Consider the following 25,156-nt stretch of genomic DNA (forward strand, 5'->3'; position numbering starts at 1 on the left):
CCCGGCGATGCTACCACCCACACCCCCGGCGCGATACTCGTGTTTCCTCCGTTCCGGGGGCGGCCCGGGCCGCCGCTAAGATCAGCGCGCCGCCCGGGACCCTATCGTGCCGGAGTACGGGGCGGCCGACGGTCAGGCCGTGGGGCCCGGGATCTGGAGGGCCAGGCTGTTGCGCTCCCAGCCGGACCACAGGCCGGTGTCCGTGCAGTAGGCGCAGCCCGGCCCGAAGAACATCCCCCGGGCGTTCTCGTCGCCCATCAGCCAGAACCGCAGCCAGGCAGTGGTCGGGGCGCGGAAGTCGCCGCCGTCCCCGATGGAGCTGAGGTGGCCGGCGCCGCGCACCTCGCCGTAGACGGCGGGAACGTGGGACGAGTCCCGGTACAGCGCCCGCACGAGCGCCGGCCACACCGTCAGGTCGCGCTCGCCGGCCAGGTAGAAGACGGGCTCGTCCATCAGGTCGGGGTCGGTGAGCGGTCCCGGTTGGATGGGGACGGCGGTGTCGACGCGGGGGTCGACGGCGGCGTTGACGGCGGCGGCGCCGCCCTGCGAGTGACCGGCGGAACCGATGTGTGCGAGGTCGACCTTCCGGTAGAAGGGGCTCGAACTGTCGGCGTTCCGGTGCTCCAGGACGTCGATCCCGGCGCGCGTGCTGAGCGCGAAGTTGGAGGTGGGGGTGTTGGCGGCGGCGACGATGAAGCCGTGGCTCGCCCAGTGGCGAAGGAGCGAGCTGTAGATCCCGGGCACGGCGCCGGTGCCGTTGCCCCAGATCACGACCGGGTGGAGCTCTCCTCGCTGCCCCATGTCCTTCGGGTAGTAGAAGGTGTGCACCACCTCGATGTCGACGTTCACCTCGTACGGGCCCGGCTGGTCCCAGGCGGTGCCGACGGACGGGATCCCGCCGGTCGCCGACTCCGTCGCGCCGGCGGTGCCCGGCCCGGCGTACGCCGCCGTCAGGAAGGCGAGCAGCAGGCCGCCGAGAGCGCGGCCCCAACTCCGTGACATGCGAACTCCTTTGCGAATGCGGCCCGTTGCGCGTCCTCGCAAGCGTGACCAGCGCCATGATCGAGCTCTTCCGCGGCAGTTGTCTGTCGGCAGGAGCCCAGTCCTGCCGGGGTCCGGCTGGGCAGTCGCCCAACGGCGCCGACCTGGTCCGGGACGGAAGTACGCCGTCCGGATCTGGTTCCCCCGTGTCCGGAACCGTTCGCGGACGACGGCACTCATGATCGGTGGACACAGGGGGTCAAGCGCGACACCGGCGCGGTCCCCCACCCCGCGGTTCGCCCCTGCCGGGCGCCGCGCCCCACTACCGGATGAAGCCGAGGAACCACCGTGCCCCTGCCTTCGCACCGCCGCCTGGCCGTGAGCGCCACCGTGATCGCCGCCCTCGCGGCGGGTGTCGCCCCCGCCACCAGTGCGTCCGCCGCTCCCCTCGTCCCGGCACCCGCCGCGACGACCGCGCCGGCGGTTCCCGCGCCGGACATGGCGGGCGTCGTCGCCGCTCTCGACTCGGCCATGGCCAACGGCGCGCCGGGGGCGATGGCCCGGTTCACCGGCCCGAAGGGGGTCGAGAGCCGGACCGTCGGCGTCCGGGACCGGGCGTCGGGGGCTCCGATGGACATCCACGCGCGGTTCCGGATCGGCAGCGTCAGCAAGACGTTCTCCACGGTCGTGCTCCTGCAGCTGGTGGAAGAAGGCCGACTGGAACTCGACGCGCCGGTGACCCGCTACCTGCCCGGGCTGCTCCCCGACGACCGCATCACGGTCCGGCACCTCCTCACCCACCGCAGCGGGCTCGCCGACTACACGGACGCGATGTTCAACGACACCGTGCCGGGCTTCGAAGCCGTACGGAACCGGGTGTTCAGCTACCAGGAGCTCGTCGACCTCTCCCTGAGCGAGCCCCGCACCACCGAGCCCGGAGTGGCGTACAAGTACTCCAACGCGAACTTCGTGGTCGTCGGCATGCTCATCGAGAAGGTCACGGGCCGACCGGTGTCCGACGCGTACGAGCGGCGCGTCTTCACGCCGCTGAAGCTGCGCGGGACGTCGTACGTCCACCCCGACACGCGCATCAAGGGCCTGCGCGTCCAGGGCTATCTGCACCCGGACGCGGCCGGGGACCCGCTCGTGGACTCCACCGAACAGACCGTGTCCTGGGCGCAGTCCGCCGGTGCCGTCATCTCCACCCCGGCCGACCTGAACACCTTCACCAGCGCGCTGATGCGCGGCCGGCTGCTGTCCCCGGCGATGCTGGAGGCGATGACGACGGTCACGCCGACGGACACGACGAACACCCGGTTCTACGGTCTCGGTCTGCGTCGTTACGACCTCTCCTGCGGCGCCCAGGTGTACGGCCACACGGGCACCGTGCAGGGCTTCTACACGTACGCGTTCTCGACCCGCGACGGCCGGCGCAGCCTGTCGGCCCTGGCGAACACGTCGAACCACGGCGCCGCCAACACGGCGCTCGGGGGAACCCTGGAGGCGGCCTTCTGCGGCAAGAAGCCGACGGTGGCGCCGTCCTCGCGCGCCGCCTCGTCGCCCGCGGCGCTCGACGCCGCGCCGCTGCCGGCCGAGCGGGACCTGCCGGAGCGCCACTGACGAAGGAGCGGGGCCTCGCCGCACGCCACTGACGGAACGGCGGGGCCTCGCCGCACAGTCCCTAGGCGCCGGTGATCACGCCTGGTACTCGGTGAGGTCGATGGCGTAGACCCGCAGGGGGAGGCCGAAGACCGGGTGGGTGGTCTCCCGCTCCGGCACCATGCCGAGCTTGCGCATGACGTTCTCGGAGGCCCGGTTGCCGGCGTGGGTGATGGCGACGACCCGGTCGAGTCCGCGGTCCTGGAGGGCGAACTCCAGGACCGCGTGGGCGGCCTCGGAGGCGTACCCCTGGCCCCAGAACTGCCGGCCGAGGCGCCAGCCGATCTCCACGGCGGGCAGCACCTCCGGCAGGAACTCCGGCACGGAGAGTCCGGCGAAGCCGATGAGCTCGCCGGAGCCGAGGAGCTCGACGGCGAAGATCCCGAAGCCCTCCTCGTCCCATTCCTCCTCGCACCGCTCGATGGCTTCCGCGGTCTGCTCCAGGTCCCGGACCGAACCGTCGCCGATCCACCGCATGACCTCGGGGTCGGCGTTGATCTCCGCCATGGGGACGAGGTCGTCGTCGCTCCAGCGGCGGAGGAGGAGTCGGGGGGTGAGGATCTCGGTCATGACCCCATCCTGACGCATCCGGTCAGCGGTAGTACGGCTCGACCACGGCCCGCACCTCGTCGAGCAGCGCGGGGCCGTCCTGCGGCACGGGCGGGCGGCCACTGCCGGGGCGGATGTCGAGGAGCTGCTCGTTGGACAGGGCGTACACGACGCGGCGCAGGCCGGCCTGCCGGATGACCGCTTCGCACATGCCGCAGGGCTCGCAGCTGGTGTACATCGTGGTCCCGGCCGCCGTGGCCGGATCGAGTTCCGCGGCCGCCCACCGGGCGAGCTTCAGTTCCGGGTGGGCGGTGACGTCCCGGTCGGTGAGGGTGGTGTTGTGCTCCTCCGCCAGGACCGTCCCGTCGGGTGCCGCGAGGAGCGATCCGAACGGCGGGTTGCCCGACTCCCGCGCCGTGGCGGCGAGGGCGATGGCGCGGCGCAGGAGGGTGCGGTCGTCGGCGGTCGTCATGACGGCTCCGTTCGGGTGCGGTGCGGGGAGAGGTGTGCGGCCACGGTGGCGAGTGCCTGCCAGGCGGCCTGCGGGTTCCTTGTCTCGTCGGGGTCGCCGCCGTACGGGTCGAGGACGACGGCCTCGGCGCCCATCCGTCGCAGCTGGTCGAGGTCGTCCATGATCTGTTCGATCGTCCCCTCCCCGGCGAGCCGGTCCGGTCCGCCGACCGGCGCGGTGGTGGGTCTGAGGGCGATACGGGGGGCCAGCGTGGGTTCCGGGAGGTGCAGCTCGTCCGCGTACTCCTTCAGCCTGGCGGCGCCTTCGCGGAGCTGTGCAAGGGTGCGGCGCAGGGGGTGCCAGGCGTCCCCGAACCGTACGGCGCGGCGCAGGCCAGGGTCGCTGTGGCCGCCGATCCAGACGGGGATCCGGCGGTCTCCGTAGGCGGCGGTGTCGGCCCAGGCCTCGCGGAGGGCCTGGAGGTGTTCGTCGGTGAGCCGTCCCCGGCGTTCGAAGGGGATGCCGAGGGCGGCGAACTCCTGCCGTGCCCAGCCCACCCCGACGCCGAGGACGAGCCGGCCGCCGCTCAGGGCGTCGAGGTTGGCCGCCATGCGGGCGGTGAGCAGCGGGTGCCGGTAGGGGGCGATGAGGACGGTCGTGCCGAGGCGGACGCGGCTGGTGACGCCGGCGAGCCAGGACAGGGTGGTGAACGGCTCGTAGAAGGGGGCCGGGTAGCGCTCGGCCACGTCGGGCGTGATGGCGACGTGGTCCGAGACCATCAGCAGGTCGTAGCCGAGGCCTTCCACGGTCTGGGCCCAGCTGCGCAGCATGCCGGGGTCGGCGCCGGGGCCGAAGTTGAGGATGTTGACTCCGATCTTCACGCGGCAGAGGCTAGCCAGGCGCGAGGGGTGTTCAGAAGTGATTCCCGCCCGTTCCTGGGCCGTTCGGCCGTGGATTCGCCGGTAATCTGATCGGATGACCGAGAGTCTTGATGCGACGGACTGGGCGATCCTGACGGAGGTTCAGCGGGACGGCCGGATCGCGTACACGGAGCTGGCACGGCGGGTGAACCTGAGCGCCTCGGCGACGAAGGAGCGGGTGCGGCGCCTGGAGGAGTCCGGGGTGATCACGGGCTACCGGGCGGAGGTGGATCTGGAGCGGATCGGATACGCGGTCCTCGCGGTCGTCCGGCTCAAGTACCCGGGGACCCGGCACGAGCCGCTGCGCCGGCTGCTCGGCGAGCGCGCGGAGATCCTGGAGTGCCTCCGTACGACGGGGGACGACTGCTACGTCCTCAAGGTCGCCGCCACGTCGATGGCGCACCTGGAGGAGATCGTGGACGCGCTCGCGGAGTTCGGCAGCACGACCACCCATCTCGTCTTCAGCCGCACCCTGCCGCTGCGCGGCCCGAGCGAGCCCCGGCCCAGCGGGACGAACGGGCGGTCTTCGGCGGCCGTGTGAGGGTCGGCGTCCGCGACGAGGACGGAGTGCGTGCCGCGTTGTGGTCCGTTGATGGGGCCGCCCCGGAGGCGCCGGCTGCCTCCGGGGCGGTTCCGTACCCCTGACTACTGGACGATCTTCAGGAGGCGGTTCGGGGAGCCGCTGCCCGGGCTGGTCACCTTGTTGGGCGTGGCGCCGTTGACCAGGGCGGTGGCGACCTGCGCCGGGGTGGCGGAGGTGTGGCCGGCCAGGTAGACCGCGGCGGCTCCGGCCACGTGCGGGGTGGCCATCGAGGTGCCGGAGATGGTGTTCGTGGCGGTGTCGCCGGTGTTCCAGCCGGCGGTGATGGAGACGCCGGGGGCGAAGAGGTCGAGGACCGAACCGTAGTTGGACCAGCTGGCCTTGGCGTCGGTGCTGTTCGTGGCGCCGACCGTGAGGGCGGCGGCGACGCGGGCGGGCGACGAGGAGGAGGCGTTGACGCCCGAGTTGCCGGCGGCGACGGCGTAGGTGACGCCGTCGGCGATGGAGTTCTTGACCGCGTTGTCGAGGGCGGTGGAGGCGCCGCCGCCGAGGGAGAGGTTGGCCACGGCGGGAGCGCCCGCCGCGTGGTTCGCGGTGACCCAGTCGATGCCCGCGATGACGCCGGCGGTGGTTCCGGAGCCGTTGTTGTCGAGGACGCGGACGGCGACGATCTTCGCCGACTTGGCCACGCCGTAGGTGGAGCCGGCGATGGTGGTGGCGACGTGGGTGCCGTGACCGTTGCCGTCCTGGGCGACGGAGTCGCCGTCGACGGCGTCGTAGCCGTTCACCGCGCGCCCGGCGATCTCGGAGTGGCTGATCCGCACGCCGGTGTCGATCACATAGGCGGTGACTCCGCTGCCGGCGCTGTCGGGGTACGTGTACGTGCCGGACAGCGGCAGGTTGGCCTGGTCGATGCGGTCCAGGCCCCAGGGGGCGTTGGACTGGGTCGCGTCGGCGCGGACGATCCGGTTCTGCTCGACGGACGCGACGGCCGGGTCGGCGGCGAGGCGGCGGGCCTCGGTCGCGCCGAGGGTGGCCGTGTAGCCGTTGAGGGCGGAGCCGAAGGTCTTGCCGACCGTGCCGCCGTAACCGGCTATGAGGTTCCGGCCCTTGGCGGAGGAGGCCTTGAAGCCCGCGCCGTGCTTGAGGGTGACGATGTAGCTGCCCGGGACCGCGTCGGCCGAGTCCGCCGCGAGGACGGTCCCCTCGGCGGGGACGGCCTGGGCGGGGACGGCGGCGAAGGTGCCGAGCAGGGCGGCGGCGGTCGCGGCGGAAGCCGTCACGGCGAGGCGGGTCTTGTTGCTCTTGGGGAGTGCCATTGCGTGGGAGTCCTCCTCATGGGTGTCGCGCCCGAGGGGGTGGGGCGGCGCGACTGTGGGGGGTGCACGTGGGGCCACGTACACGGTCGGGACCGGTGTGTCCGGTCCCGTCGTGATCAGCAGCCTGGCCGCTCCACGGGCGTGGCTCAAGGGAGTTGAGGTCTTGTCATGCATCCGCCATACGTCTGCAATGGAAGGCCCGTCGACGCCGGTTCACCTGGCCGAATCAGGCGCTCCGGTGGCCGGGAACCGGGCCCGCGGGATCCCCCGAGAGCGCGTCGGCGAGGGCCGCCGCGAACCCGTCCCGGTTGTCCAGCATCAGGTTGTGGCCCGCGCCGGCCACCTCGATCACCGGAATGCCCCTCGCGGCCGCCTTCTCCGCGTCGGCGTCCGGCAGGCTCAACTCCCCCACCAGGAACGTCCGGGGCACCCCGAGACCCGCAAGCAGATCGCCCGGCGCGGGCACGCTTCCCTCCACCAGGGCGACCGCGCTGCGGTGGACGGCCCGCGGATCGGCGAGCCGCAGCCGGGCGGCGTAGTCCGGGCGGTCGGCGCCGGCGAGCATCCTGGCGAAGCCCTCCGCGACGAACGCGTCCTCGTCCTGGGCCGCAACGGGCGAACTGAACGCCCCACCGCCCGCGTACAGGTTCGGCTCCGCCACCACGAGTCTCGCCACCAGGTCCGGGCGGGCCGCCGCCAGATGGATGACCACGGCGCCGCCCATCGAGTGCCCGACGAGGTCCACGCCCGCGACTCCGAGGTGGTCGAGGACGGCGGCCACCGCCGCCGCCTGCGACTCCATGCGGTAGTCGAAGTCCGCGGGCCGGTCGCTCAGCCCGTGTCCGAGCAGGTCGACCAGGAGCGCCCGGCCGCCGCCGAGCGCGGGATGAGCCGCGATGTGGGCGAAGTCGGAGGCCGCCGTGCACCCGAGCCCGTGGACGAAGACCCGCACCGGACCCTCCCCCGGCAGTTCGATCCACCGGATGTACGCCCGCTCGTCCGCCAGGAACAACTCCCGCATGCCGCTCTCTCCCCTGTGTCGCGCCACGGTCCGACCGTCAGGGGCCCACCCTACGAGCCACCACTGACAACGCCCCGGCGCTCCGGCTCCCGCCCCGGGCGCGAGGTGTCGGATAGCGTCGGCGACAAGCAGCCCGGCACCGCCGGACGCCCTCCGAAAGGACGCAACCGATGCCCCTCGAAGGCGAGTACGAGCCCAGCACGACGGCCTGGGTCCGCGAGCAGGTCGAGCTGTACGAATCGTCCGGCGGCACCCAGGGCACGACGATGCGGGGCCTCCCCGTCGTCCTGGTCACCAGCCTCGGCGCCAGGAGCGGCAAGCTCCGCAAGACCCCGCTCATGCGGGTCGAGCACGAGGGCGCGTACGCGCTCGTGGCGTCGAACGGCGGCGCGGTCAAGCACCCCGTCTGGTACCACAACCTGGTGGCCGCACCCCTGATCGAACTGCGCGACGGCACGCGCGCGTGGGACATGAAGACCCGTCTGGTGACCGGCGCGGAGCGCCAGGCCTGGTGGGAGCGGGCGGTCGCGGCCTTCCCCGACTACGCCGACTACCAGCGCAGGACCGACCGCGAGATCCCCCTCTTCCTCGCTGAACCGGTCGTCCAGGACGTGTAGGGCGCGCGCGTCCGTACGCGGGTCAGGCCCACGCCCGTGAGGATGATCGCCATGCCGGTCAGCACCCGGGCGGTCAGGGGCTCGTCGAGGACCAGGGCGCCCAGGGTCACGGAGACCACCGGGAGGAGGTAGCCGACGGTGGCGGCGCTGGTGGGGCCTTCCTCGGCGATCATGCGGTAGTTGAGGTGGAAGGTGAGCCCGGTCGCGAAGACGCCGAGGACGAGGACCGCGAGCAGTCCTGTCGCGGTCACCCGAGCCGGGCCACCGGCCGCCAGGGCGGGCGTGCTGAGGGCGGTCGCCGCGAGGAGCTGCGCGGCGGAGAGGGCCAGGGGCGCGGTGCCCCGGTCGGTGAGCCGGCGGGCCATGTACGCGAAGGCCGCCGCATAGCTCAGGGAGGCGCCGAGCAGTGCGAGCGCTCCCCACGTCATCAGGTCCGTGTTCCAGGGCGCGAAGACGAGCAGGACTCCGGTGAAGCCGAGGGCGAGCCCGACGAGCCGGGCCGGGTGCAGAGGGCGTTCCGTACCGAGGCCGAGGCCGATGAGGAGGGACCAGAGCGGGGTGGTGGCGTTCAGGACGCCGGCCACTCCGCTGTCGACGCTCTGCTCGCCGACGGAGAAGAGCAGGAACGGCAGCGCGTTGCAGAGGAGGGCGGCGATCGCGAGGCGCTTCCAGGTGCCGCGGTCCCGTGGCAGCCGCTGTCCGGCTCCGTACGCGAGCGCGAGGAGGACCGCCGCGCCGAGGAGGCACCGTACGAAGGTGATCCATCCCGGGGGGAGGCCCTGGCCGAGGGAGATCTTGATCCAGAGGAAGCCCGAGCCCCAGAGCAGGGCCAGAACGCCCATGCGTATCGCCGAAGTCATGGCTCCCACGGTCCCGGGCCTCGGCCTACAGGACAAGCGAAGGATCGTGCATCCAGCGTTAAGCTCTCCTACATGCTGGACGTGAGACGCATGCAGGTGCTCCGGGCCGTCGTCACCAGTGGCTCCGTCACGGCCGCCGCCGGGCACCTCGGTTACACCCCCTCCGCGGTGAGTCAGCAGATCGCCGCCCTGGAGAAGGAGGCCGGCATCGCGCTGCTCGAACGGTTCGGCCGGGGCGTGCGGCCGACCGCCGCCGGGCGGCTGCTCACCGAGCACGCCGCCGTCATCGGCCAACGGCTCGCCGAGGCAGAGACGGCGCTCGCCGATCTCCGGGCGGGCCGCACCGGTCGGATCGTGGTCCGTTACTTCGCCACGGCGGGAGCCGATCTCGTCGCCCCCGCCCTGGCCCGCTTCCGCGCCGAACACCCGGGCGTACGGGTCGATCTGAGGATCGCGGAGGGCGAACCGGACGAGGAGGCGGACCTCACCCTCCTCGTACGGCCCCGGGGCGGCGGCCCGGCGGCGTCCGGCGACGGGCTCCGGCTCGTCCATCTGGTCGACGACCCGTACCGCGCGGTCCTGCCCAGGGGGCACCGGCTCGCCGGCCGGCGCGGCGCCGTCGATCTGGCCGACCTGGCCGCCGAGCCCTGGGTGGGCAGCGAGCGGCCCGGGCCCTGTCTCGACGCGGTCCTCGACGCGTGCGCGGCGGCCGGGTTCTCCCCGGACATCGCGGTGGAGTGCGAGGAGTACGCCACCGCGCAGGGCTTCGTCGCGGCCGGTCTCGGCCTGAGCCTGATCCCCCTGATGGGCCTCGGCAGCCGCCACCCGAACGTGGTCGTCCGCAAGGTCCGCGGTCCCGAGCCGGTCCGCGCGATCCACGCGGCCGTGCGGGAGTCCTCCCTGGACCTGCCCGCCGTACGGGGCCTCCTGACCGCGCTTCAGGAGGCCTGACCGGGCGGGGTCACGGTGCCAGGACCGTGAGGAGGTGGGCGACCTCGCGGGCCACGGCCGCGCGGGCCGGGGTGAGGTAGTGGCGCGGGTCGACCGTGGTGGGGTGCTCGGCGAGGTGGGCGCGGACGGCCTCGGTGAAGGCCTTGTTGAGATGGGTGGAGACGTTCACCTTGGTCATGCCCGCCGCGACCGCCTCGGTGAGGTGCGGGTCCGAGACGCCCGAGGAACCGTGCAGGACGAGCGGGACGTCCACCGCCGCGCGCAGCCGGGCGATCAGGTCGAGGTCGAGCACGGCGTCCCTGGTCACCATCTGGTGGGCGCTGCCCACCGCGACCGCGAGGGCGTCGACTCCCGTGGCCGCGACGAAGGAGCGGGCCACCTCGGGGTCCGTACGCACTCCCGGTGTGTGGGCGCCGCCCTTGCCGCCGACCTCTCCGAGTTCGGCCTCGACCCAGACGCCGTGGCGGTGGCAGTGCTCCACGACCTCGCGGGTCGCGGCGACGTTCTCCGCGTACGGAAGCTTGGAGGCGTCGAACATGACCGAGCCGAGGCCGAGGGCGACGGCCTCGCGGACGAGGTCGGGGTTCTCGGCGTGGTCGAGGTGGACGGCGACGGGCGTCTTGGCGGCGCGGGCGACGGCCAGCGAGGCGAGTGCGACCGGTTCCAGGGCGCCGTGGTAGCGGACGGTGTTCTCGCTGATCTGGAGGACGACCGGCCGGTCGGCGTTCTCGGCGCCGGCCACGATGGCCTGGGCGTGTTCGAGCTGGAGGACGTTGAACGCCCCCAACCCGGTGCCCGCGGCGCGGGCCCGGCGGACGATCTCGTCGGTGGGCGTCAGCGCCATGGTGCGTCTCCGGGCTGGTGAGCGGGTACGGGGCGGCGGTCAGGCATGGACGTCGGCGAGGACGACGGAACGGGTCAGGTTCCGGGGGGTGTCCGGGTTCAGGCCCTGGTCCTCGGCGACGGCGACGGCGAGGCGCTGGGCGCGGACCAGGTCGGCGAGCGGGTCGAGGTCGCTCTCGACGAGGGTGCCGCCGACCTTGCGCACCTCGTCGGCGAGTCCGCCGGGCAGGGCGCCGAAGCCCCAGGTCACGCGGCCGGGTCCGGTGATGCTGATCGGGCCGTGGCGGTACTCCATCGCCGGGTACGCCTCGGTCCAGGCGCCGGCCGCCTCGCGCATCTTCAGGCCCGCTTCCAGGGCGAGGCCGTAGGTCCAGCCGGTGCCGAGGAAGGTGAACTGCTCGGCCGTGCGCACGCTCTCGTCGAGCGGGGAGGTGACGGCCCGCTCGGCGTCCCGGGCGGCGTCCTCGACGGTGCCGAGTCCCTCAGGGAGGGCGTCCTCGGCCTCCAGGTGCGCGCGGACGAGGGCGAGCACGGTGGTCGCGAAGCGGGTCTGGACGACGGACTCCTCGTCGGCGAAGTCGAGGACGGCGACCTCGTCGGCCAGGTCCATCACGGGGGTCGTGGGGTCGGCCGTGATCGCACCGGTGGGGACCGTGCCGCGCAGCCGGGACAGGACGGCGAGGACCTCGCTGGTGGTTCCGGAGCGGGTGATGGCCACGACCCGGTCGTAGCGGCGGCCGTAGGGGAACTCGGAGGCGGCGAAGGCGTCGGTCTCGCCGTGGCCGCCGGACTCGCGCAGCTCCGCGTAGGCGAGGGCCATGAACCAGGACGTGCCGCAGCCGATCACCGCGACCCGCTCGCCGCGTCGCGGCAGGGCCGCGACGTGCTGGGACAGGGTGCGGGCCGCCTGGCGCCAGGTCGCCGGCTGGGAGGCGATCTCCACGGCGGTGCGAGTGGTGCTCATGCCGATCTCCTTGCACGAAGGGTGCGGGATGGTGACGGAAGATGCTTGAAGGCTCACCTATTCAAGCAGAAACAAGCACCCCCTTCCAGGTTCGACACCCCCGACACCGACCTCACGGAGGAGACGGGCGCAGCCCTCCCGAGTCGGGGTGAAGCCGCCCTCATCTGCGCTCATTGGTCTGTTCTCGGACCAATCCACAGCCGCCTATCACCAGGTCTCTCCCTGTTCACGCACTAATTACCGCGCCGCCGTATACCTTTAAGCTCGCCTCCCTCATCATGTCTCCGACGTGCCACCGGGGCACAGGGTGACAGGAGAGGCGGGGCATGATTCCCATCAGCCGCAGGGGATTCGTCGGGATCGGCGCGGGGCTCATGGCGGGGGCCGCGCTGCCGCCGGTCCAGGCCTCCGCCGCCGCGAGCACGGCGACCGGCACCCTGAAGGACGTGAAGCACGTGGTGATCCTCATGCAGGAGAACCGCAGCTTCGACCACTACTTCGGCACCCTGAAGGGCGTGCGGGGCTTCGGCGACCGCGCCGCGGGCAACCTGCCCGGCGGCTGGGGCATGTTCAACCAGCCCAACTGGGGCGGCCGCCAGTATCCCTGGAAGCTCAGCGACACCCCGCCCGCCGGTGGCGTCGACGGCGAGACCCTCGCGCAGTGCAACGGCGACCTGCCGCACAGCTGGACCTCGCAGCACGCCGCGTGGAACAAGGGACGGCTCGACAACTGGGTCACGGGTGTGGGCAACACCCGGACGCTCGGTCACCTCGACCGCGGGGACATCCCGTTCCACTACGCGCTGGCCGACAACTACACGATCTGCGACGCGTACTTCTGCTCCACGCTGAGCGCCACGGGCCCCAACCGCACGTTCCTGTGGAGCGGGAAGATCGACGGCTCCAGCAAGGACGGCGGCGACGAGTCGGGGCTCACCTGGGAGTCGTACGCCGAGGCCCTCCAGCGCGCCGGGGTGAGCTGGAAGGTCTACCAGAACGCCCAGGACAACTACGGCGACAACGGCCTCGCGTACTTCAAGAGGTTCACCGACGCGCGCCCCGGTGACCCGCTGTACGACCGGGGCATGGCCTCGGTTCCGAAGGTGACCGGCTCGACGCCGGACGACATCGCGGCGGCGATCCGCGCCGACGTCGTGGCGGGCACCCTGCCGCAGGTCTCGTGGGTGGTCGCGAACGAGGCCTTCTCGGAGCACCCGTACGCCCCGCCGGGGGACGGCGCCCACTTCGTCGACCTCGTCTACCGCGCGCTGGCCGCGAACGCCGAGGTGTTCGACTCGACGGTGCTGTTCCTCAACTACGACGAGAACGACGGCTTCTTCGACCACGTCCCGCCGCCGGTCGCCCCTCCGGGGACCGCGGGCGAGTACCTCGACGGCGTGCCGATCGGCCTGGGCTTCCGCGTCCCGATGATTGTCATGTCCCCGTGGACCCGGGGTGGCTGGGTGAGCTCGGAGGTCTTCGACCACACCTCGGTGCTGCGTTTCATGGAGACCTGGACGGCGGCGCTCGGCACCCCGGCCACCTGTCCCCACATCAGCGCGTGGCGGCGGAAGGTCACGGGTGACCTGACCGGCGTCTTCGACTTCGCCAACCCGGTGTACGGAGTGCCCGCGGGCCTCCCGTCGACGGCGAAGGTGATCGGGCAGGCCACCTGCGGCCCGCTGCCGAACCCGGCACCCCAGAACAACGCGCTGCCCGCGCAGGAGTCCGGCACCCGTCCGGCGCGCGCCCTGCCGTACCAGGTGAACGGCAACCTCGACCGCTTCGAGTTCGGCGCCGCGGGCAAGATCCTGGCCTGGTTCTCGATGACCAACCAGGGCTCGGAGGCGAAGCGGTCGGCGCACTTCTCGATCCATCCGCACCAGTACCGGGACACCGCCGCCTGGCAGTACACCGTCGATCCCGGCGACACCGCCACGGACTACTTCAACATCGGCCTCGGCTCGGGGTCCGGGAAGTACGACATCTCGATGATGGGCCCGAACCGCTTCCTGCGCCGGTTCATCGGGGACGCCTCCAAGGCCGGCAAGGCCGTCGAGGTGGCCGCCCGGTTCGCGCCCGAGGCCGGGACGGGCAAGACGGCCCTGTGGTTCAAGATGACGAACACCTCGGCCGGTCCCGTCACCTTCACGATCCGCTCGAACGCCTACCGCTCCGACGGCCCATGGACGTACACGGTGCCGGCGAACTCCAGCCGCGAGGACTTCTTCAACGCGGTGGCGTACAACGGCGGCTGGTACGACTTCACGATCCTCGCCGACATCGACGGAACCTGGTCGCGCCGGTACACCGGACACATCGAGACCGGAGCCGCGAGCGTCAGCGGCTGATCACTCGCGCGCGTGCGGGGCGGCGGCCGGAAGGTCGCCGCCCGGCACACGCGCCGTCAGCGGCCGGCGTGCGCGGCGCGGCGGATCGTGGCGTCGAGGAGGGCCACCGCATCGGCGGCCGTACGGCCGGGGGCCCGGTTCCACGGCCCGATCAGTCCCTGCCATCCGCGCGACCGCAGCTCGGTCATGGTCCAGGCGGCCGCCTCGTGCATGGTGTCCGCACTGCCGTAGCCGAGCCGGTGGGCGGCGAGCAGGGCACCGCAGACACAGCGTGCGCCGCGTACGTCCCGCAGCTTGTACGGGGCGTTCTGCCAGCCCCACTCCGTCAGCACGAGGCGCGCGTAGCCGAGGTGGACCGAGGGGCGCAGTTCGGCCTGACCGATGCGGCGCCAGGCATGGAGCCGGTCCGGCAGCACGGCGCCGAGACGCCCGGGAAGGCGACGCTCGGCGGGCAGCGCCGGGGGCAGCGCGGCGAGCGCGTCGGCCACGAGCCGGTCCACCGGCACGCTGAGCAGCTCCCGCCAGCCCTCCACCGCCGGAGGTGACGGCTCGGGGACGGTCAGGTCCGTGACGATCCGCTGCCAGGTGGCGCTCTCGAAGAGGGCGGCGGCCTCGCGGTCGAGGGTGTCGAGCGTGTCCGGGGTGTGGGGTCTGAGCAGGGAGGTGGAAGGCGGCATCTGGGTGGCTCCTGGGGTCGACTCCCTCCATCTTTCAAGACGAATGTCGCTTTTGCGACTTTTGCTCCCGCTCGGAGCGTCGCCCACCCGAATGGCCCATCGCGGGGATTTCGCCCCCTAATTACCCACCACGGAATTACACCCCAAATTCGGACATTACACTCCGGGTGATGCGACTCACTCATTCGGCCCGAGCATTCGGCGGCACCCTCCCCCACCCCTTGCCCGGCAAGGAAGTTCGACACCCCGCGGACGGCGTCGATCTTGAATTCCCTCAATTAATTGATCCATTTCCCGCCCCGCGCCATCCACTCCTCTTGTTATCCGTCGCATTACTGGCCTACGGTCACCTCCATTCGAGCGGAACGCCCAATCCTGCCACCGCTCGATAAACCTCCCTTTTCACCCGACGGCAGGAGCGGGGGACCCACGAATACGCCGGTCCGGAATCCGGAACGGCTCGGGGTGAAGCCGCGTGCGCGCGGCCGGACATCTCCCGTCCGAACCCGACAGCTCACCCCGCAGGCGCCGGAGAGGACACCGTCATGCCTGCTCACGGTAAGCACCGCCGCCCCCGCCGCGGCCACGTCTCCCGCGGTCTCGCCCTGGTCGGCACCGGTGGCGCCGCCCTGACCCTGCCGCTGATCGCCCCGGCCGTCGCCGGCGCGGCGCCCGCGTCCGGCGCTCCGCAGATCGCCACCCAGACGTTCAAGGCCCCCGCCGCACCGGTCGCCGCCAAGGCTCCCGCCGCCCCGGCCGCCGCACACACCTACACCGTCGTGAGCGGCGACTCGCTTTCCCTGATCGCCCACAAGAAGGGAATTCAGGGCGGCTGGAAGAGCCTTTACCGTGCCAACAAGAGCGTCGTGGGTGACAATCCGTCACTCATTCGCCCCGGACTCGAACTGACGATTCGTCGGGATTCCGCGAAGACCGCTCCCTCGCAGGCGAAGGCCAAGAAGTCCGCCACCACCAAGCGCCCGTCGGCCACCCCCGCCGTCGCCACCGGTAGGGGCGCCGCCGCCGCTGCGGCCACCCCGGCCGTCGCCAAGGCCGCCCCGGTCGCCGCCACGAACTACGCCGACAACCTCGACGGCTGGATCCGGGAGTCGCTCGCCATCATGGGCCAGCACGGCATCCCCGGCTCCTACGACGGGATCTACCGCAACGTCATGCGCGAGTCCTCCGGAAACCCCCAGGCCATCAACCTGTGGGACTCCAACGCCGTCGCCGGCACCCCCTCGAAGGGCCTGCTCCAGGTCATCGAGCCGACCTTCCTCGCCTACCACGTGCCCGGCACGTCCATGGACCTGTTCGACCCGGTCGCCAACATCACCGCCGCCTGCAACTACGCGGCCGACCGCTACGGCTCCATCGACAACGTCAACTCGGCGTACTGACCTTCCGCCGGAAGTGCTCCTGGAACCAGGAGGTGGCGAGGTCCGCCACCTCCTCCAGGGCACCCGGCTCCTCGAAGAGGTGGCCGGCGCCGCCCACGACGGAGAGCCGGTTCTCACAGCGCAGCAGCGCCAGGGCCCGCCGGTTGAGGTCCAGGACCAGCGCGTCCGCACCGCCCACCACCAGGAGCGTCGGGGCGCGCACCCGGGCCAGGTGCTCGGCCGCGAGGTCCGGCCGACCACCGCGTGAGACGACGGCGCTCACCGGGGACGCGGGATCGCCCGCCGCCCACAGCGCGGCGGCCGCGCCCGTGCTCGCGCCGAAGTACCCGAACGGCAGTCCCGTGCTCTCGGGCCGCGCGGCCAGCCATTCCGTGGCCCCCGCGAGCCGCCCGGCGAGGAGCGGGGTGTCGAAGACATGCGCCCGGTCGGTCGCCTCCGACTCGGTCAGCAGGTCGAAGAGCAGCGTCCCCAGGCCCGCCCGGTTGAGCGCCGCGGCGACGGCCCGGTTCCGCGGGCTGTGGCGGCTGCTGCCGCTGCCGTGCGCGAAGAGGACGATGCCGCCCGCGTCCTCGGGCACCGCGAGGCGCCCACTCAGGGTGACCCCGCCGACCGGGATCCGGACGTCCGTGTCCCGTACGACAGGGTCCCGCTCGGCCCTGTTCCGGTCCAGGCAGGCGATGACCTCGGCGTCCGGAGTCTGCGAGAAGTCCCGGTAGAACTGCCCGATCGCGAAGAACAGCTCCGGCGCGTGCACGCTGACCGTCTCGTCGGCCTCGCCACCGAGGCGGGCCGTCCAGCCACGCGGCGCCACCGGGACCGCGAGAACGATCCGGGCCGCGCCCCTGGCCCGTACCACCCGGCAGGCCGCCAGCGCCGTGGCCCCGGTGGCCAGCCCGTCGTCGACCACGACGACCGTCCGCCCTTCGAGGGGCACGGACGGCCGGCTGCCCCGGTAACGCTGAGCGCGGTGTTCGAGCTCGGCGTGCTCCCGCTCCTCCACGGCGGCGAGATCCCGCTCCCCCACCCGGGTCTCCCGGAGCACCCGCTCGTTGAGCACCCGCACACCGCCCTCCCCCAGGGCCCCCATCGCGAGCTCCGGCTGGTGGGGCACCCCGAGCTTGCGTACGAGACAGATGTCGAGCGGCGCGTCGAGGGCGTCGGCGACCTCCGCCGCCACCGGGACGCCACCCCGTGGAAGCCCGAGGACCACGACGTCCTGGCCCTTGAGGTGGTCGAGCACGGCGGCCAGCTGCCGCCCCGCGTCCGTGCGATCGCTGAAGAACATGGTCCGCCGCCCTTCCGCCTGCGCGGCTCGGGCCCGGGGAGAAACGGTGCGCCCCGTCCCCTGCCCGCCTCTCCAGGGTAGTCGGGCCGCGGCGCCGGTCGGCGGGGACGGCTCCGGACGGGTCAGCGGGACTGCAGGGCGTCGAGCGCCACGGCCTGGGCTATCGCCAGGCGCCGGTCGAGCTCCGGGTCGGCTATGTCGAGCACGTACCGGTCCCGGATCCCGAACCGCTTGTCGACCGACATGACCGGCCGACCGCCCTCGGCGAAGTCGAAGTGGTACGGCACGACGAAGGGAAGGAGGTCCGTGAAGGGCAGGAACTCCCAGGCCCGCCGCAGCAGCGCCACCGTCTCGTTCCGCTCCCGCCCCGTGGCCTCCCGCCCCTCGTCCTCCCGGCTCAGGTGCCAGGTACTGCGCAGCAGAGAGGCCCCGAAATCCTTCCGGAAGCTGCCCAGTCGGGTGCCGGACGCCCCGACCACGTCGTACGTCGCGCCCAGGTCGATGACCTGACGCGCCTTGAAGGTGAAGAGGACCTGGCGCCGTGACTCGTCCGTGTAGAAGGTGACGTGCTCCTTGAGCGCCATCCTCTTCTGGTGGGCGAAGGCGACGAGTTCGGCCTCCTCGCCGTCCGGACCCACCGTGTGCACCAGGTAGCGGTTGGCCATCGGCGTCACCTTCTGCCGTACGAGGAAGCGCTGCTGTGACTGTGCGAGGCCCATCGGTCGTGCTCCTGCCGGTCGTGGACGGTCCGTGGAGGACCGCCCCCTGAGGTCGTGAGCACGATGGTCCATGGCCGAGGGGACCCGCCGCTGTCCTCGAAAGTCGTCGCTTCCGTCGACGTTCGGATGAAAGAGAAGAGACGAGAGATGAGAGAGGCGAGAGGAGATCGATCGGGGAGCGAGCTCAGGCGCCGAGGAAGGCCTCGATCGCCTCGGCGAGGGCCTGCGGGGTCTCCTCCGGGGCGTAGTGCCCGGCGTCCTTGAGCACTTCGAGGCGGGCGTTCGGGTACCAGCGCAGCCAGGTCGCCTCCATCGCCTCGGTGCCGAGCGCGGGGTCGTGCGCACCGACGACGAGCAGGACGGGGACGGGGTTGTCGCGGACGCGCTCGTGGAAGTCGGTGCGGGACCAGGAGTCCAGATAGGCGCGGAAGGCCGTCGCGGAGGAGCGGGTGACGGAGCGGTCGACGAGGGCGCTCAGCCAGGCGTCGTCGTAGCGGCCGCCGGTGGTGTTGTCGATGATCGCGCGGCGGTTGGCCGGTTCGTCGGCCGCTCCGGCGAAGAGCTCCCAGGTCTCCCCGTCGAGCGGGAAGCCGGCGGCGGAGACCGGTGAGACGCCGATGATCGAGCGGATCCGGTCGGGGGCGTCGAGAAGCATCAGCTGGGCCGCCTTGCCGCCCATGGAGTGGCCGATGACGGAGAAGGAGTCCCAGCCGAGGTCGTCGGCGACCGCCAGGGCGTCGGCCGCGACCTCCTCCATCGTGTAGTCCCCCGCGTGGTCGAGGGCGTCGCCGTAGCCCCGGCAGTCCACGAAGGCGTAGGTGCCGAGGCTGTCGTCGAGGTGGGCGCGCAAGGGCGCGAAGCTGGTGCGGTCGCCGAACCAGTTGTGCAGCACGAGGGCCCTCCCGGGACCTTCGCCGTGTACGTCGTACGGAAGAACCTGGCCCGTCATCGTGCCCCCTGCTCGCGAGGTGTGCCGCCGCGCGCCGACGGCGGCGGTCGACGACCGAGTGTGACGGCGCGGGCGCGTGGGGTCAACACCGCCGGAAGGGGCGCGCGGGAGCGTGTCGGACCCGCCGCGCCCCGTGCAGGGCGCCTGCCGGGTCCGGGATGCGGGTGCTTTCGCCTCGGGGGCATCCTGGCTGTGTGACCTCGCACGGCGCGTCCGGCCCCGGCCCGGCGGGCGGCACCGGGCGTCCGTCCGGGAACGGCGCCGACGACGGGCCTGCTTCCGGCGCGCTCACGTGGGCCCTCGCGGAGGCGGCGCTCTCGGCCGTGGAGGAGGTCGGCGGTTACGCGGGCGGGGTGTACCTGCGCTCCGGCACCCCGGGGCTGCTGCGGCTCGCGGTGCTGGTGGGGCTGCCGGGGCCGCTGTTCCGTCCCTGGTGGCGCATGCACGCGAACCGCCCGTTCCCCGTCGCCGAGGTCCACCGCTCCGGGCAGCCCGTCCACCTCTCCGACGTCGAGGAGGCCATGCGGCGCTTCCCGCAACTGGTGGCGAGCCTGCCGTTCCCGTTCTCCTCGCTTTTCACGCCGGTGGTCGCGGGCCGTGAGCGCTTCGGCGTGCTCGTGGCGCTGCGGCCACCGACCCCGGGGGTGCCGGTGGAGGCGCGGGACCGGAACCGCATGACGCGGGACGCGCTGCGTCTCGGCGGCACCCTGGCCGAGCTGGCACGCCAGGGGACGGTGGTCGAGTGGCCCGGCGACCCGGTGTGCGTGCAGCTGCCCACCGCGTCGGGACCGCCGGTCCGGTTCGGTTCCTTCTCCTGGGACCTGGACACGGGCACGGTGACGCTGGACGACGGGCTCCTCGCCATCCTCGGGACGGAGATCGGCTCGCCCTGCTCGATCGAGGGGCTGACGTCGCTCCTCGATCCCGAGGACGGGTACGCGTTGTGGGCGGCGGCCCGGCAGGCGACGGGCGTGGACGGGCGGCCGCCGGTCCGCAGGATCCGGCTGAAGGGTCCGGACGGCGGCCTCCACCTCCTGGAGGTGTCCGCGCGGGCCCGGGGCACGGCGCGGGGGACGGGGTCCGGGGGCGGCGGGCGCCTCGACGGCACGCTCGTGGACCTCGGTACGGGGCTGGTCGGCTCGGACGCCACGGACCGGCTGCCGCGGGCCATCCTGGCGGTCGACCGGCTGGGCCGCGTCACGTACGTCAACGAGCGCACGGAGCGCCTGCTCGGCAAGCCGCGGACGGCGCTGGCGGGGCGGACGCTGTGGGAGGCGCTGCCCTGGTTCGGCCACCCCTTCCACGAGGAACAGCTGCGTGCCGCCCTGCTCTCCGGCGAGCCGGTGCACTTCCTGGCCCACCCGAAGCGGGGACGCTGGCTGTCGGTCTCGCTCCACCCGGGCCGGGACGGGCTGACGATGGTGCTGGTCCCGGAGGAGGATCTGGCGCCCCCCGCACCGGCATCACCGGGCGAGCGGCGGACGGACGACGTCCCGTCGCCGAGCGAGCGGCGGACGGACCAGGTGCTGTCCGCTCCCGGCGACCGGGCGGCGGCGCTCTACCGGCCGGTGGCCCTGGCGATCGCGCTCTCCGAGGCGGTGACGGCGCGCCAGGTGTCGGCGGTCGTGACGGAGGAGCTCCTCCCGGCGTTCGGCGGACGTCAGCTGGCGATCTATCTGCTCAGCGACCGGCGCCTCTACCTGGCCTGGGAGACGGGTTTCCCGCCGGGGTTCCTCGAACCCTTCGACGGGGTGGCGCTCGACGCGCGGGTGCCGGGGGTGGAGACCCTGACGACCGGCAGGCCGCTCTTCTTCGAGTCCATGGAGCAGCTGGGCCGCGCGTATCCGGATCTCCCGCTGGACGCGCACTCGGGCGCGCGGGCCTTCCTGCCCCTGATCGCCTCGGGCCGGCCGGTGGGCTCCTGCATCCTCGGCTTCGATTCGCCCCGCGGCTTCAGCCCGGAGGAGCGGACCGTGCTCACGGCGCTCGCGGGGCTGATCGCCCAGGCCCTGGAGCGGGCGCAGCGGTACGACACGGAGTCGGCGGTCGCGCGGGGCCTGCAGGACGCGCTGCTTCCGCACCGGCTGCCGGTGCGGAACGGGGTGGACACGGTGGGCCGCTACCTGCCGGGCACCCAGGGCATGGACGTGGGCGGCGACTGGTACGACGTGATCGAGACCGGTCAGGGGCGGCTCGCCCTGGTGATCGGCGACGTGCAGGGACACGGGGTGGCCGCCGCGGCCACCATGGGGCAGCTGCGCAGCGCCGTCCGCGCCTTCGCGCTGGGCGGCCACCGGCCGCAGGACGTGATGCGGGGCACCAACCGGCTTCTGATCGACCTCGACCCGGGACAGTTCGCGAGCTGCTGCTACGTCCTGCTCGACCCGGACACGGGGGACGCGCGCGCGGTGCGGGCCGGGCATCCGCAGCCGCTGCTGCGGCGGCCGGACGGGACGACCGAACAGATCGACCTGGCGGGCGGGATGGTCCTGGGGGTCGACGACAAGGCCTCGTACCCGCTGACGCGGCTGCGGCTGGAACCGGGGGCCGTCCTCGCGCTGTTCACGGACGGTCTGGTGGAGCAGCCGGGCAAGGACATCGACGAGGGGATCGAGCGGCTGAGCAGCGCCTTCGCCTCGACGGGTGCGCTGTCGCTGGCGGAGACGGCCGACCGCCTGATCCGGGAGGCGCGGGCGGCCACGTCCCGGCCGGACGACATCGCGCTGCTGCTCGCGGCGCGGTGGGCGGAGAGCTCCTGAGCCCGCGTGGCCCGTCACCCGGTCGGGCCCGTGGCGCTGGTCGGGGGCCGTGGGCGCGGCGAGGCTGGGTGGTGCCGTGCCGATCAGGCCGGCCGAGTCAGGGCGGCAGCCCGAGGAGGACACGTGCAGCAGGACAAGCAGCCCGAGTACGGCCCCGTGGTGTTCCGCGACCGCTCCGCGGGGTACGCGTTTCTGACCCGGTCCACCGCGACCAGTGACCGGACCATCGAGTGGGACGACGGCAACACGTACCCCGTGATCGACGTCGAGATCTCCTCCGAGAGCCACCCGTTCTACACGGGCACGGCGCGGACCGTGGACTCGGAGGGGCGGATCGCGAAGTTCCAGCGGCGCTTCGGCGAGGAGGACTGAGCCGGCGGAGGAGCCGTCGAGAGTGGCGTACGCCCGCGCCTGAGACCGGCACCGGGGGCGCATGGCGAAGGGCGGGGACGCGGATCCGATGGACCGCGTCCCCGCCCCGGCCGGGTGGGCGAGCGAAGGCGCCGGGCCCTCGCTCAGCTCACGAGGGCGCTCAGGCCTCGGACTTGACGATGCCGGACTCGGCGACCTTGATGGTGGCCTTGGTGGCGCCGGAGGCGGAGCCGAGGGACTCGATCTTCTTGACCAGGTCCTGGCCCTCGACGACCTCGCCGAAGACGACGTGCTTGCCGTCGAGCCAGTCGGTGACGATCGTGGTGATGAAGAACTGCGAGCCGTTGGTGTTCTTGCCCGCGTTCGCCATGGAGAGCAGGAACGGGCGGTCGTGCTTCAGCTTGAAGTTCTCGTCCTCGAACTTCTCGCCGTAGATGCTCTTGCCGCCGGTGCCGTTGCCGCGAGTGAAGTCGCCGCCCTGCAGCATGAACTGCGGGATGACGCGGTGGAACGGGGAACCGGCGTAGCCGAAGCCGTGCACGCCGGTCGCGAGCTCGCGGAAGTTCTGCGCCGTCTTCGGGACGACGTCGTCGAAGAGCTTGAAGGTGATGCGGCCCGCGGGCTCGTCGTTGATGGTGATGTCGAAGTAAACGTTGTCGCTCATGGGGACATCCTGTCATTACTCGCGCACGGCGCGCGCACGGGCTGCCTCCTACCGGGTCACGGCGTGCCGGTGCCCCGCTCTCCCCGGGGAACGCGGGGCACCGGTCGCCACCTGGCACGGGGGGTCAGAGCAGTCCGCCGCCCTGCTGGTTCTGGAGGGCGCCCTCGGCGCCCTGGACGGTCTGGTGGAGGACGTCCGCGGTCTGGTCCTCCTGGAGGAGACCGGTGGCGCCGCCCAGCGGGTTCTCCGTGGCGCTCGCCTGCGGCGGCGGGGTGACGAGGGCGGTGACGACGCCTGCGGCGAGGGAGGCGATGGCGAGCATGCTGCGCTTCTTCATGCCCTGGTCAACTACTGAGACGCCATCGGGTTACGGTCGGAGGGGATCGGATCCGCGCGTGGGGTCCGCGGTCGCCCTCTGGCCCAGGCGAGCAGCAGCAGCGAGGCGACGGCCGCGAGCGCGCACCAGGTGGAGACGAACTCGCTGCGCCAGAGGAGGACGCAGACGAGCGCTCCGGCGCCGGTGAGCAGGCCGAGGATCCGCAGGAGCCGGTCGCGGGCGAGCAGCAGGGCGCCGACGGTGGCGAGCAGGTATCCGGCGAGGAGCACCGGCGCGTACGGCAGGTCGACCGCGTAGCCGAGGGTGTGGCCGCGGATCTCGGCCGAGACGGGGCGGGTGGCGAGGCGGTACGCGAGGACGGCGGCGGTCGCGAGGCCGGCGGCGAGCGGGAGGTACAGGCGCGGCCGGTCGGCGGGGCGGGCGGCGGCCAGGACGCCGAGCGGCACCCAGAGGGGCAGCAGGGGAAGGGCGATCACGGCCCAGGCGAGGGTGGCGGGCCCGGTGCCGCCCTCGGCGTGCCAGACGGCGGCCTCCACGATCTGGTGGGCGCCGAGGAGCAGGGGCAGGGCGGCGAGCGGCGCGTCGCCGGGGCGGCGTACGGAGGCCAGGGAGGCGACGCCGACGGCGCCGATCCCGAGGCCCGCCCAGAGGTCGACGGTCGCACTCCAGCACATGACGAACTTTTACCCCAGAACAGGCATATCCCTCATATCAGGTGCAACCGTATGGTTGTCGTGGATGTCTCTGCCAGTGACACCTCTGTCCCCGGAACAGCAGAAATTGGGGGACGTCATGCAGCACCGCCACACCCTCGCGGCCGTCGCCGCGGGAATCCTGATGACCGCCGGAATCGGCGCCACGATCCCGGCCGGCGCGGCGAACGCCCCGACCCTGAGCACCTCGACCCCGGCCACGGCCCTGGTCGTCAACGCCCGCTGGGGCGGCCACTCCACCTTCGACCGGCTCGTGATCGACGTCCGGGGCGCCATGCCCCCGGTCACCGTCCACCAGACCCGCTCGCTGCACTACGACGGATCGGGGAACAGGGTCCCGCTGGCGGGGAAGCACTTCCTGGAGATCAAGCTCTCCCCCGCCGCCGCCCACGACGACGCCGGACGGTCCGTCTACAAGGGCCCCCGGCTGCTGAAGATCTATCTGCCCGCGCTCAAGGGGGTCGCGCTCACCGGCGACTTCGAGGGCGTGGTCACCATCGGAGCCGCCTTCGACACCAAGCCCGTGTACAAGACCTTCCGGCTGCACTCGCCGGAGCGGTTCGTCGTCGACATCGCCCACCCGATGGTGGGCTGCCGGGCCTGACCGCCACCCGGGTGGGGCCCGTCCCGGCGGACGGGCCCCACCGTCACGCTCCGGTGGCGCCGGTCTCCACGTACACGGTCGATCCGGACCTCCGGGCCCGGTCGATCTCGGCGAGTCGGGCGAACTCGCGCGGGTTCATCTCCCGCTCCCACTCGTCCAGGGTCCGCAGGCGGTACTCGCTGTGTTCCTCCGGGTCGAGGACGACGGCGGCGATCTGCTCGTCCGTCAGCTCGCCCCCGTCGAAGATGAAGCCGATGTGGTTGGCCGGCCAGTCCTCGCCCCGGTCCGTGACGAAGTGGGCGGCGAGGAGGCGCGGCTCGCCGGTGAACACGAGCCCGGTCTCCTCGTGGCACTCGCGCACGGCGGTCTCCCAGGGCGTCTCCCCCGGGTCCATGTTGCCGCCGGGCCACTGCCACAGGTCGGTCTGGTAGGTGGCCCTCAGCTGGAAGGGGCGGCCTGCGGTGTCGGTGAAGTAGAGGCAGGCGTACGCGGTCGCTCTCGGCAGCGTGTCGACGTACTCGGCGGGCGGCAGCCAGGTGTTCGCCATGGGCGGCTCTCTCTCGACGGACCGAATGGATCCCCTCCATCCAAGCGCTCCGGGGCGGGCCGTCCGGCGGCTCGCGAGTGGATCACCGGATCGTGTGAGCGCG

The 25,156-nt window shown here is 72.6% G+C and carries 26 protein-coding genes and 1 riboswitch; of the genes, 9 read left to right on the plus strand and 17 right to left on the minus strand.

What is annotated here, in order from left to right; all coding sequences use genetic code 11:
* Nucleotides 1-132: 132 nt before the first annotated feature.
* Nucleotides 133-1,002 carry a poly(ethylene terephthalate) hydrolase family protein gene (locus ACWGN5_RS01300; RefSeq protein ID WP_453510457.1) on the minus strand — a complete coding sequence of 290 codons (870 nt, stop codon included), beginning with the start codon at nucleotides 1,000-1,002 and terminating at the stop codon, nucleotides 133-135.
* Nucleotides 1,003-1,329: 327 nt separating this feature from the next.
* On the opposite strand from ACWGN5_RS01300, the gene ACWGN5_RS01305 reads away from it, so the two are divergent.
* The gene (locus ACWGN5_RS01305) at nucleotides 1,330-2,601 is read left to right on the plus strand and encodes a serine hydrolase domain-containing protein (RefSeq protein WP_453510458.1); all 1,272 of its coding nucleotides are present in this window, start codon (nucleotides 1,330-1,332) and stop codon (nucleotides 2,599-2,601) included.
* 75 nt (nucleotides 2,602-2,676) lie between these two features.
* On the opposite strand, the gene ACWGN5_RS01310 is transcribed toward ACWGN5_RS01305, so the two are convergent.
* From ACWGN5_RS01310 to ACWGN5_RS01320, 3 genes are read right to left on the minus strand one after another with little or no spacing between them, the layout of a single operon-like run.
* Entirely contained in the window at nucleotides 2,677-3,210 is a 534-nt protein-coding gene (locus ACWGN5_RS01310; protein ID WP_453510460.1) for a GNAT family N-acetyltransferase, read from the minus strand.
* 22 nt (nucleotides 3,211-3,232) lie between these two features.
* Complete coding sequence (locus tag ACWGN5_RS01315) at nucleotides 3,233-3,661, minus strand: nucleoside deaminase (RefSeq protein WP_453510461.1); 429 nt, start codon at nucleotides 3,659-3,661, stop codon at nucleotides 3,233-3,235.
* On the minus strand, nucleotides 3,658-4,521 hold the full coding sequence (locus ACWGN5_RS01320) for an LLM class flavin-dependent oxidoreductase (protein WP_453510463.1): 864 nt from the start codon (nucleotides 4,519-4,521) through the stop codon (nucleotides 3,658-3,660). Before ACWGN5_RS01320 ends, ACWGN5_RS01315 begins: the two co-directional genes overlap by 4 nt.
* 94 nt (nucleotides 4,522-4,615) lie before the next feature.
* On the opposite strand from ACWGN5_RS01320, the gene ACWGN5_RS01325 reads away from it, so the two are divergent.
* The gene (locus ACWGN5_RS01325) at nucleotides 4,616-5,101 is read left to right on the plus strand and encodes an Lrp/AsnC family transcriptional regulator (RefSeq protein WP_453510465.1); all 486 of its coding nucleotides are present in this window, start codon (nucleotides 4,616-4,618) and stop codon (nucleotides 5,099-5,101) included.
* 104 nt (nucleotides 5,102-5,205) lie between these two features.
* On the opposite strand, the gene ACWGN5_RS01330 is transcribed toward ACWGN5_RS01325, so the two are convergent.
* Nucleotides 5,206-6,420: a S8 family peptidase gene (locus ACWGN5_RS01330; protein WP_453510466.1), complete on the minus strand. Its 1,215-nt coding sequence runs from the start codon at nucleotides 6,418-6,420 to the stop codon at nucleotides 5,206-5,208.
* 226 nt (nucleotides 6,421-6,646) lie between these two features.
* Entirely contained in the window at nucleotides 6,647-7,441 is a 795-nt protein-coding gene (locus ACWGN5_RS01335) for an alpha/beta fold hydrolase (RefSeq protein ID WP_453510468.1), read from the minus strand.
* Nucleotides 7,442-7,611: 170 nt separating this feature from the next.
* On the opposite strand from ACWGN5_RS01335, the gene ACWGN5_RS01340 reads away from it, so the two are divergent.
* Nucleotides 7,612-8,058: a nitroreductase family deazaflavin-dependent oxidoreductase gene (locus ACWGN5_RS01340; protein ID WP_453510470.1), complete on the plus strand. Its 447-nt coding sequence runs from the start codon at nucleotides 7,612-7,614 to the stop codon at nucleotides 8,056-8,058.
* Here ACWGN5_RS01340 and ACWGN5_RS01345 read toward each other — a convergent pair.
* A complete protein-coding gene (locus tag ACWGN5_RS01345) occupies nucleotides 7,992-8,918 on the minus strand; it encodes a DMT family transporter (RefSeq protein WP_453510471.1) in 927 nt (308 codons plus the stop codon). The two genes, ACWGN5_RS01340 and ACWGN5_RS01345, sit on opposite strands and share 67 nt — an antisense overlap.
* A 72-nt stretch (nucleotides 8,919-8,990) precedes the next feature.
* Between ACWGN5_RS01345 and ACWGN5_RS01350 the strand changes: the two genes are divergently transcribed.
* Nucleotides 8,991-9,869, plus strand: a complete 879-nt coding sequence (locus ACWGN5_RS01350; RefSeq protein ID WP_453510473.1) for a LysR family transcriptional regulator — start codon at nucleotides 8,991-8,993, stop codon at nucleotides 9,867-9,869.
* Between the two features lie 10 nt (nucleotides 9,870-9,879).
* Here the strand turns inward: ACWGN5_RS01350 and ACWGN5_RS01355 are convergent, their stop codons facing one another.
* On the minus strand, nucleotides 9,880-10,713 hold the full coding sequence (locus tag ACWGN5_RS01355) for a class II fructose-bisphosphate aldolase (RefSeq protein ID WP_453510475.1): 834 nt from the start codon (nucleotides 10,711-10,713) through the stop codon (nucleotides 9,880-9,882).
* A 39-nt stretch (nucleotides 10,714-10,752) separates the two neighbouring features.
* Nucleotides 10,753-11,676 (minus strand): SIS domain-containing protein, encoded by a 924-nt coding sequence (locus ACWGN5_RS01360; protein WP_453510477.1) that lies wholly within the window; start codon nucleotides 11,674-11,676, stop codon nucleotides 10,753-10,755.
* 326 nt (nucleotides 11,677-12,002) lie between these two features.
* Between ACWGN5_RS01360 and ACWGN5_RS01365 the strand changes: the two genes are divergently transcribed.
* A complete protein-coding gene (locus ACWGN5_RS01365) occupies nucleotides 12,003-14,027 on the plus strand; it encodes a phosphocholine-specific phospholipase C (RefSeq protein WP_453510479.1) in 2,025 nt (674 codons plus the stop codon).
* Between the two features lie 56 nt (nucleotides 14,028-14,083).
* Here ACWGN5_RS01365 and ACWGN5_RS01370 read toward each other — a convergent pair whose 3' ends face one another.
* Nucleotides 14,084-14,704, minus strand: coding sequence for a DUF6197 family protein (locus ACWGN5_RS01370; protein WP_453510482.1), 621 nt, complete (start codon nucleotides 14,702-14,704; stop codon nucleotides 14,084-14,086).
* Nucleotides 14,705-15,088: 384 nt separating this feature from the next.
* Nucleotides 15,089-15,245, plus strand: a riboswitch (cyclic di-AMP (ydaO/yuaA leader).
* A 4-nt stretch (nucleotides 15,246-15,249) separates the two neighbouring features.
* Here ACWGN5_RS01370 and ACWGN5_RS01375 point away from each other — a divergent pair.
* Complete coding sequence (locus tag ACWGN5_RS01375; protein WP_453510484.1) at nucleotides 15,250-16,104, plus strand: LysM peptidoglycan-binding domain-containing protein; 855 nt, start codon at nucleotides 15,250-15,252, stop codon at nucleotides 16,102-16,104.
* Here the strand turns inward: ACWGN5_RS01375 and ACWGN5_RS01380 are convergent.
* The 3 genes from ACWGN5_RS01380 to ACWGN5_RS01390 all read right to left on the minus strand — a co-directional run bounded on the left by ACWGN5_RS01380 (nucleotide 16,088) and on the right by ACWGN5_RS01390 (nucleotide 19,057).
* Complete coding sequence (locus ACWGN5_RS01380; protein WP_453510486.1) at nucleotides 16,088-17,389, minus strand: phosphoribosyltransferase family protein; 1,302 nt, start codon at nucleotides 17,387-17,389, stop codon at nucleotides 16,088-16,090. The two genes, ACWGN5_RS01375 and ACWGN5_RS01380, sit on opposite strands and share 17 nt — an antisense overlap.
* A 122-nt stretch (nucleotides 17,390-17,511) precedes the next feature.
* Nucleotides 17,512-18,108, minus strand: coding sequence for a hypothetical protein (locus tag ACWGN5_RS01385; protein ID WP_453510488.1), 597 nt, complete (start codon nucleotides 18,106-18,108; stop codon nucleotides 17,512-17,514).
* Nucleotides 18,109-18,292: 184 nt separating this feature from the next.
* A complete protein-coding gene (locus ACWGN5_RS01390; RefSeq protein WP_453510490.1) occupies nucleotides 18,293-19,057 on the minus strand; it encodes an alpha/beta fold hydrolase in 765 nt (254 codons plus the stop codon).
* Nucleotides 19,058-19,251: 194 nt separating this feature from the next.
* Here ACWGN5_RS01390 and ACWGN5_RS01395 point away from each other — a divergent pair, with 194 nt between their 5' ends.
* Both ACWGN5_RS01395 and ACWGN5_RS01400 read left to right on the plus strand, forming a co-directional pair.
* The gene (locus ACWGN5_RS01395; protein ID WP_453510491.1) at nucleotides 19,252-21,816 is read left to right on the plus strand and encodes a SpoIIE family protein phosphatase; all 2,565 of its coding nucleotides are present in this window, start codon (nucleotides 19,252-19,254) and stop codon (nucleotides 21,814-21,816) included.
* A 123-nt stretch (nucleotides 21,817-21,939) separates the two neighbouring features.
* A complete protein-coding gene (locus ACWGN5_RS01400) occupies nucleotides 21,940-22,188 on the plus strand; it encodes a type B 50S ribosomal protein L31 (RefSeq protein WP_190103166.1) in 249 nt (82 codons plus the stop codon).
* Nucleotides 22,189-22,348: 160 nt separating this feature from the next.
* Here the strand turns inward: ACWGN5_RS01400 and ACWGN5_RS01405 are convergent, their stop codons facing one another.
* From ACWGN5_RS01405 to ACWGN5_RS01415, 3 genes are all read right to left on the minus strand, one after another.
* Nucleotides 22,349-22,852 (minus strand): peptidylprolyl isomerase, encoded by a 504-nt coding sequence (locus ACWGN5_RS01405; RefSeq protein ID WP_453510493.1) that lies wholly within the window; start codon nucleotides 22,850-22,852, stop codon nucleotides 22,349-22,351.
* Nucleotides 22,853-22,976: 124 nt separating this feature from the next.
* Nucleotides 22,977-23,189 (minus strand): hypothetical protein, encoded by a 213-nt coding sequence (locus ACWGN5_RS01410; RefSeq protein ID WP_453510495.1) that lies wholly within the window; start codon nucleotides 23,187-23,189, stop codon nucleotides 22,977-22,979.
* Between the two features lie 11 nt (nucleotides 23,190-23,200).
* Nucleotides 23,201-23,863, minus strand: a complete 663-nt coding sequence (locus ACWGN5_RS01415) for a DUF6629 family protein (RefSeq protein ID WP_453510497.1) — start codon at nucleotides 23,861-23,863, stop codon at nucleotides 23,201-23,203.
* A 118-nt stretch (nucleotides 23,864-23,981) separates the two neighbouring features.
* Here ACWGN5_RS01415 and ACWGN5_RS01420 point away from each other — a divergent pair, with 118 nt between their 5' ends.
* Nucleotides 23,982-24,506, plus strand: coding sequence for an AMIN-like domain-containing (lipo)protein (locus ACWGN5_RS01420; RefSeq protein WP_453510627.1), 525 nt, complete (start codon nucleotides 23,982-23,984; stop codon nucleotides 24,504-24,506).
* Nucleotides 24,507-24,549: 43 nt separating this feature from the next.
* Here ACWGN5_RS01420 and ACWGN5_RS01425 read toward each other — a convergent pair whose 3' ends face one another.
* Nucleotides 24,550-25,053, minus strand: coding sequence for an NUDIX domain-containing protein (locus ACWGN5_RS01425; protein WP_453510498.1), 504 nt, complete (start codon nucleotides 25,051-25,053; stop codon nucleotides 24,550-24,552).
* Between the last annotated feature and the right edge of the window lie 103 nt (nucleotides 25,054-25,156).

The organism is Streptomyces sp. NPDC055815 (assembly GCF_053616475.1).

Bases quoted from the DNA above. Each gene is read 5' to 3' on its own strand.
- ACWGN5_RS01300 (WP_453510457.1), bottom strand. From the start codon at position 1,002: ATGTCACGGAGTTGGGGCCGCGCTCTCGGCGGCCTGCTGCTCGCCTTC.
- ACWGN5_RS01310 (WP_453510460.1), bottom strand. From the start codon at position 3,210: ATGACCGAGATCCTCACCCCCCGACTCCTCCTCCGCCGCTGGAGCGAC.
- ACWGN5_RS01315 (WP_453510461.1), bottom strand. From the start codon at position 3,661: ATGACGACCGCCGACGACCGCACCCTCCTGCGCCGCGCCATCGCCCTC.
- ACWGN5_RS01325 (WP_453510465.1), top strand. From the start codon at position 4,616: ATGACCGAGAGTCTTGATGCGACGGACTGGGCGATCCTGACGGAGGTT.
- ACWGN5_RS01330 (WP_453510466.1), bottom strand. From the start codon at position 6,420: ATGGCACTCCCCAAGAGCAACAAGACCCGCCTCGCCGTGACGGCTTCC.
- ACWGN5_RS01335 (WP_453510468.1), bottom strand. From the start codon at position 7,441: ATGCGGGAGTTGTTCCTGGCGGACGAGCGGGCGTACATCCGGTGGATC.
- ACWGN5_RS01340 (WP_453510470.1), top strand. From the start codon at position 7,612: ATGCCCCTCGAAGGCGAGTACGAGCCCAGCACGACGGCCTGGGTCCGC.
- ACWGN5_RS01345 (WP_453510471.1), bottom strand. From the start codon at position 8,918: ATGACTTCGGCGATACGCATGGGCGTTCTGGCCCTGCTCTGGGGCTCG.
- ACWGN5_RS01350 (WP_453510473.1), top strand. From the start codon at position 8,991: ATGCTGGACGTGAGACGCATGCAGGTGCTCCGGGCCGTCGTCACCAGT.
- ACWGN5_RS01355 (WP_453510475.1), bottom strand. From the start codon at position 10,713: ATGGCGCTGACGCCCACCGACGAGATCGTCCGCCGGGCCCGCGCCGCG.
- ACWGN5_RS01360 (WP_453510477.1), bottom strand. From the start codon at position 11,676: ATGAGCACCACTCGCACCGCCGTGGAGATCGCCTCCCAGCCGGCGACC.
- ACWGN5_RS01365 (WP_453510479.1), top strand. From the start codon at position 12,003: ATGATTCCCATCAGCCGCAGGGGATTCGTCGGGATCGGCGCGGGGCTC.
- ACWGN5_RS01370 (WP_453510482.1), bottom strand. From the start codon at position 14,704: ATGCCGCCTTCCACCTCCCTGCTCAGACCCCACACCCCGGACACGCTC.
- ACWGN5_RS01375 (WP_453510484.1), top strand. From the start codon at position 15,250: ATGCCTGCTCACGGTAAGCACCGCCGCCCCCGCCGCGGCCACGTCTCC.
- ACWGN5_RS01380 (WP_453510486.1), bottom strand. From the start codon at position 17,389: ATGTTCTTCAGCGATCGCACGGACGCGGGGCGGCAGCTGGCCGCCGTG.
- ACWGN5_RS01385 (WP_453510488.1), bottom strand. From the start codon at position 18,108: ATGGGCCTCGCACAGTCACAGCAGCGCTTCCTCGTACGGCAGAAGGTG.
- ACWGN5_RS01390 (WP_453510490.1), bottom strand. From the start codon at position 19,057: ATGACGGGCCAGGTTCTTCCGTACGACGTACACGGCGAAGGTCCCGGG.
- ACWGN5_RS01405 (WP_453510493.1), bottom strand. From the start codon at position 22,852: ATGAGCGACAACGTTTACTTCGACATCACCATCAACGACGAGCCCGCG.
- ACWGN5_RS01410 (WP_453510495.1), bottom strand. From the start codon at position 23,189: ATGAAGAAGCGCAGCATGCTCGCCATCGCCTCCCTCGCCGCAGGCGTC.
- ACWGN5_RS01415 (WP_453510497.1), bottom strand. From the start codon at position 23,863: ATGTGCTGGAGTGCGACCGTCGACCTCTGGGCGGGCCTCGGGATCGGC.
- ACWGN5_RS01420 (WP_453510627.1), top strand. From the start codon at position 23,982: ATGCAGCACCGCCACACCCTCGCGGCCGTCGCCGCGGGAATCCTGATG.
- ACWGN5_RS01425 (WP_453510498.1), bottom strand. From the start codon at position 25,053: ATGGCGAACACCTGGCTGCCGCCCGCCGAGTACGTCGACACGCTGCCG.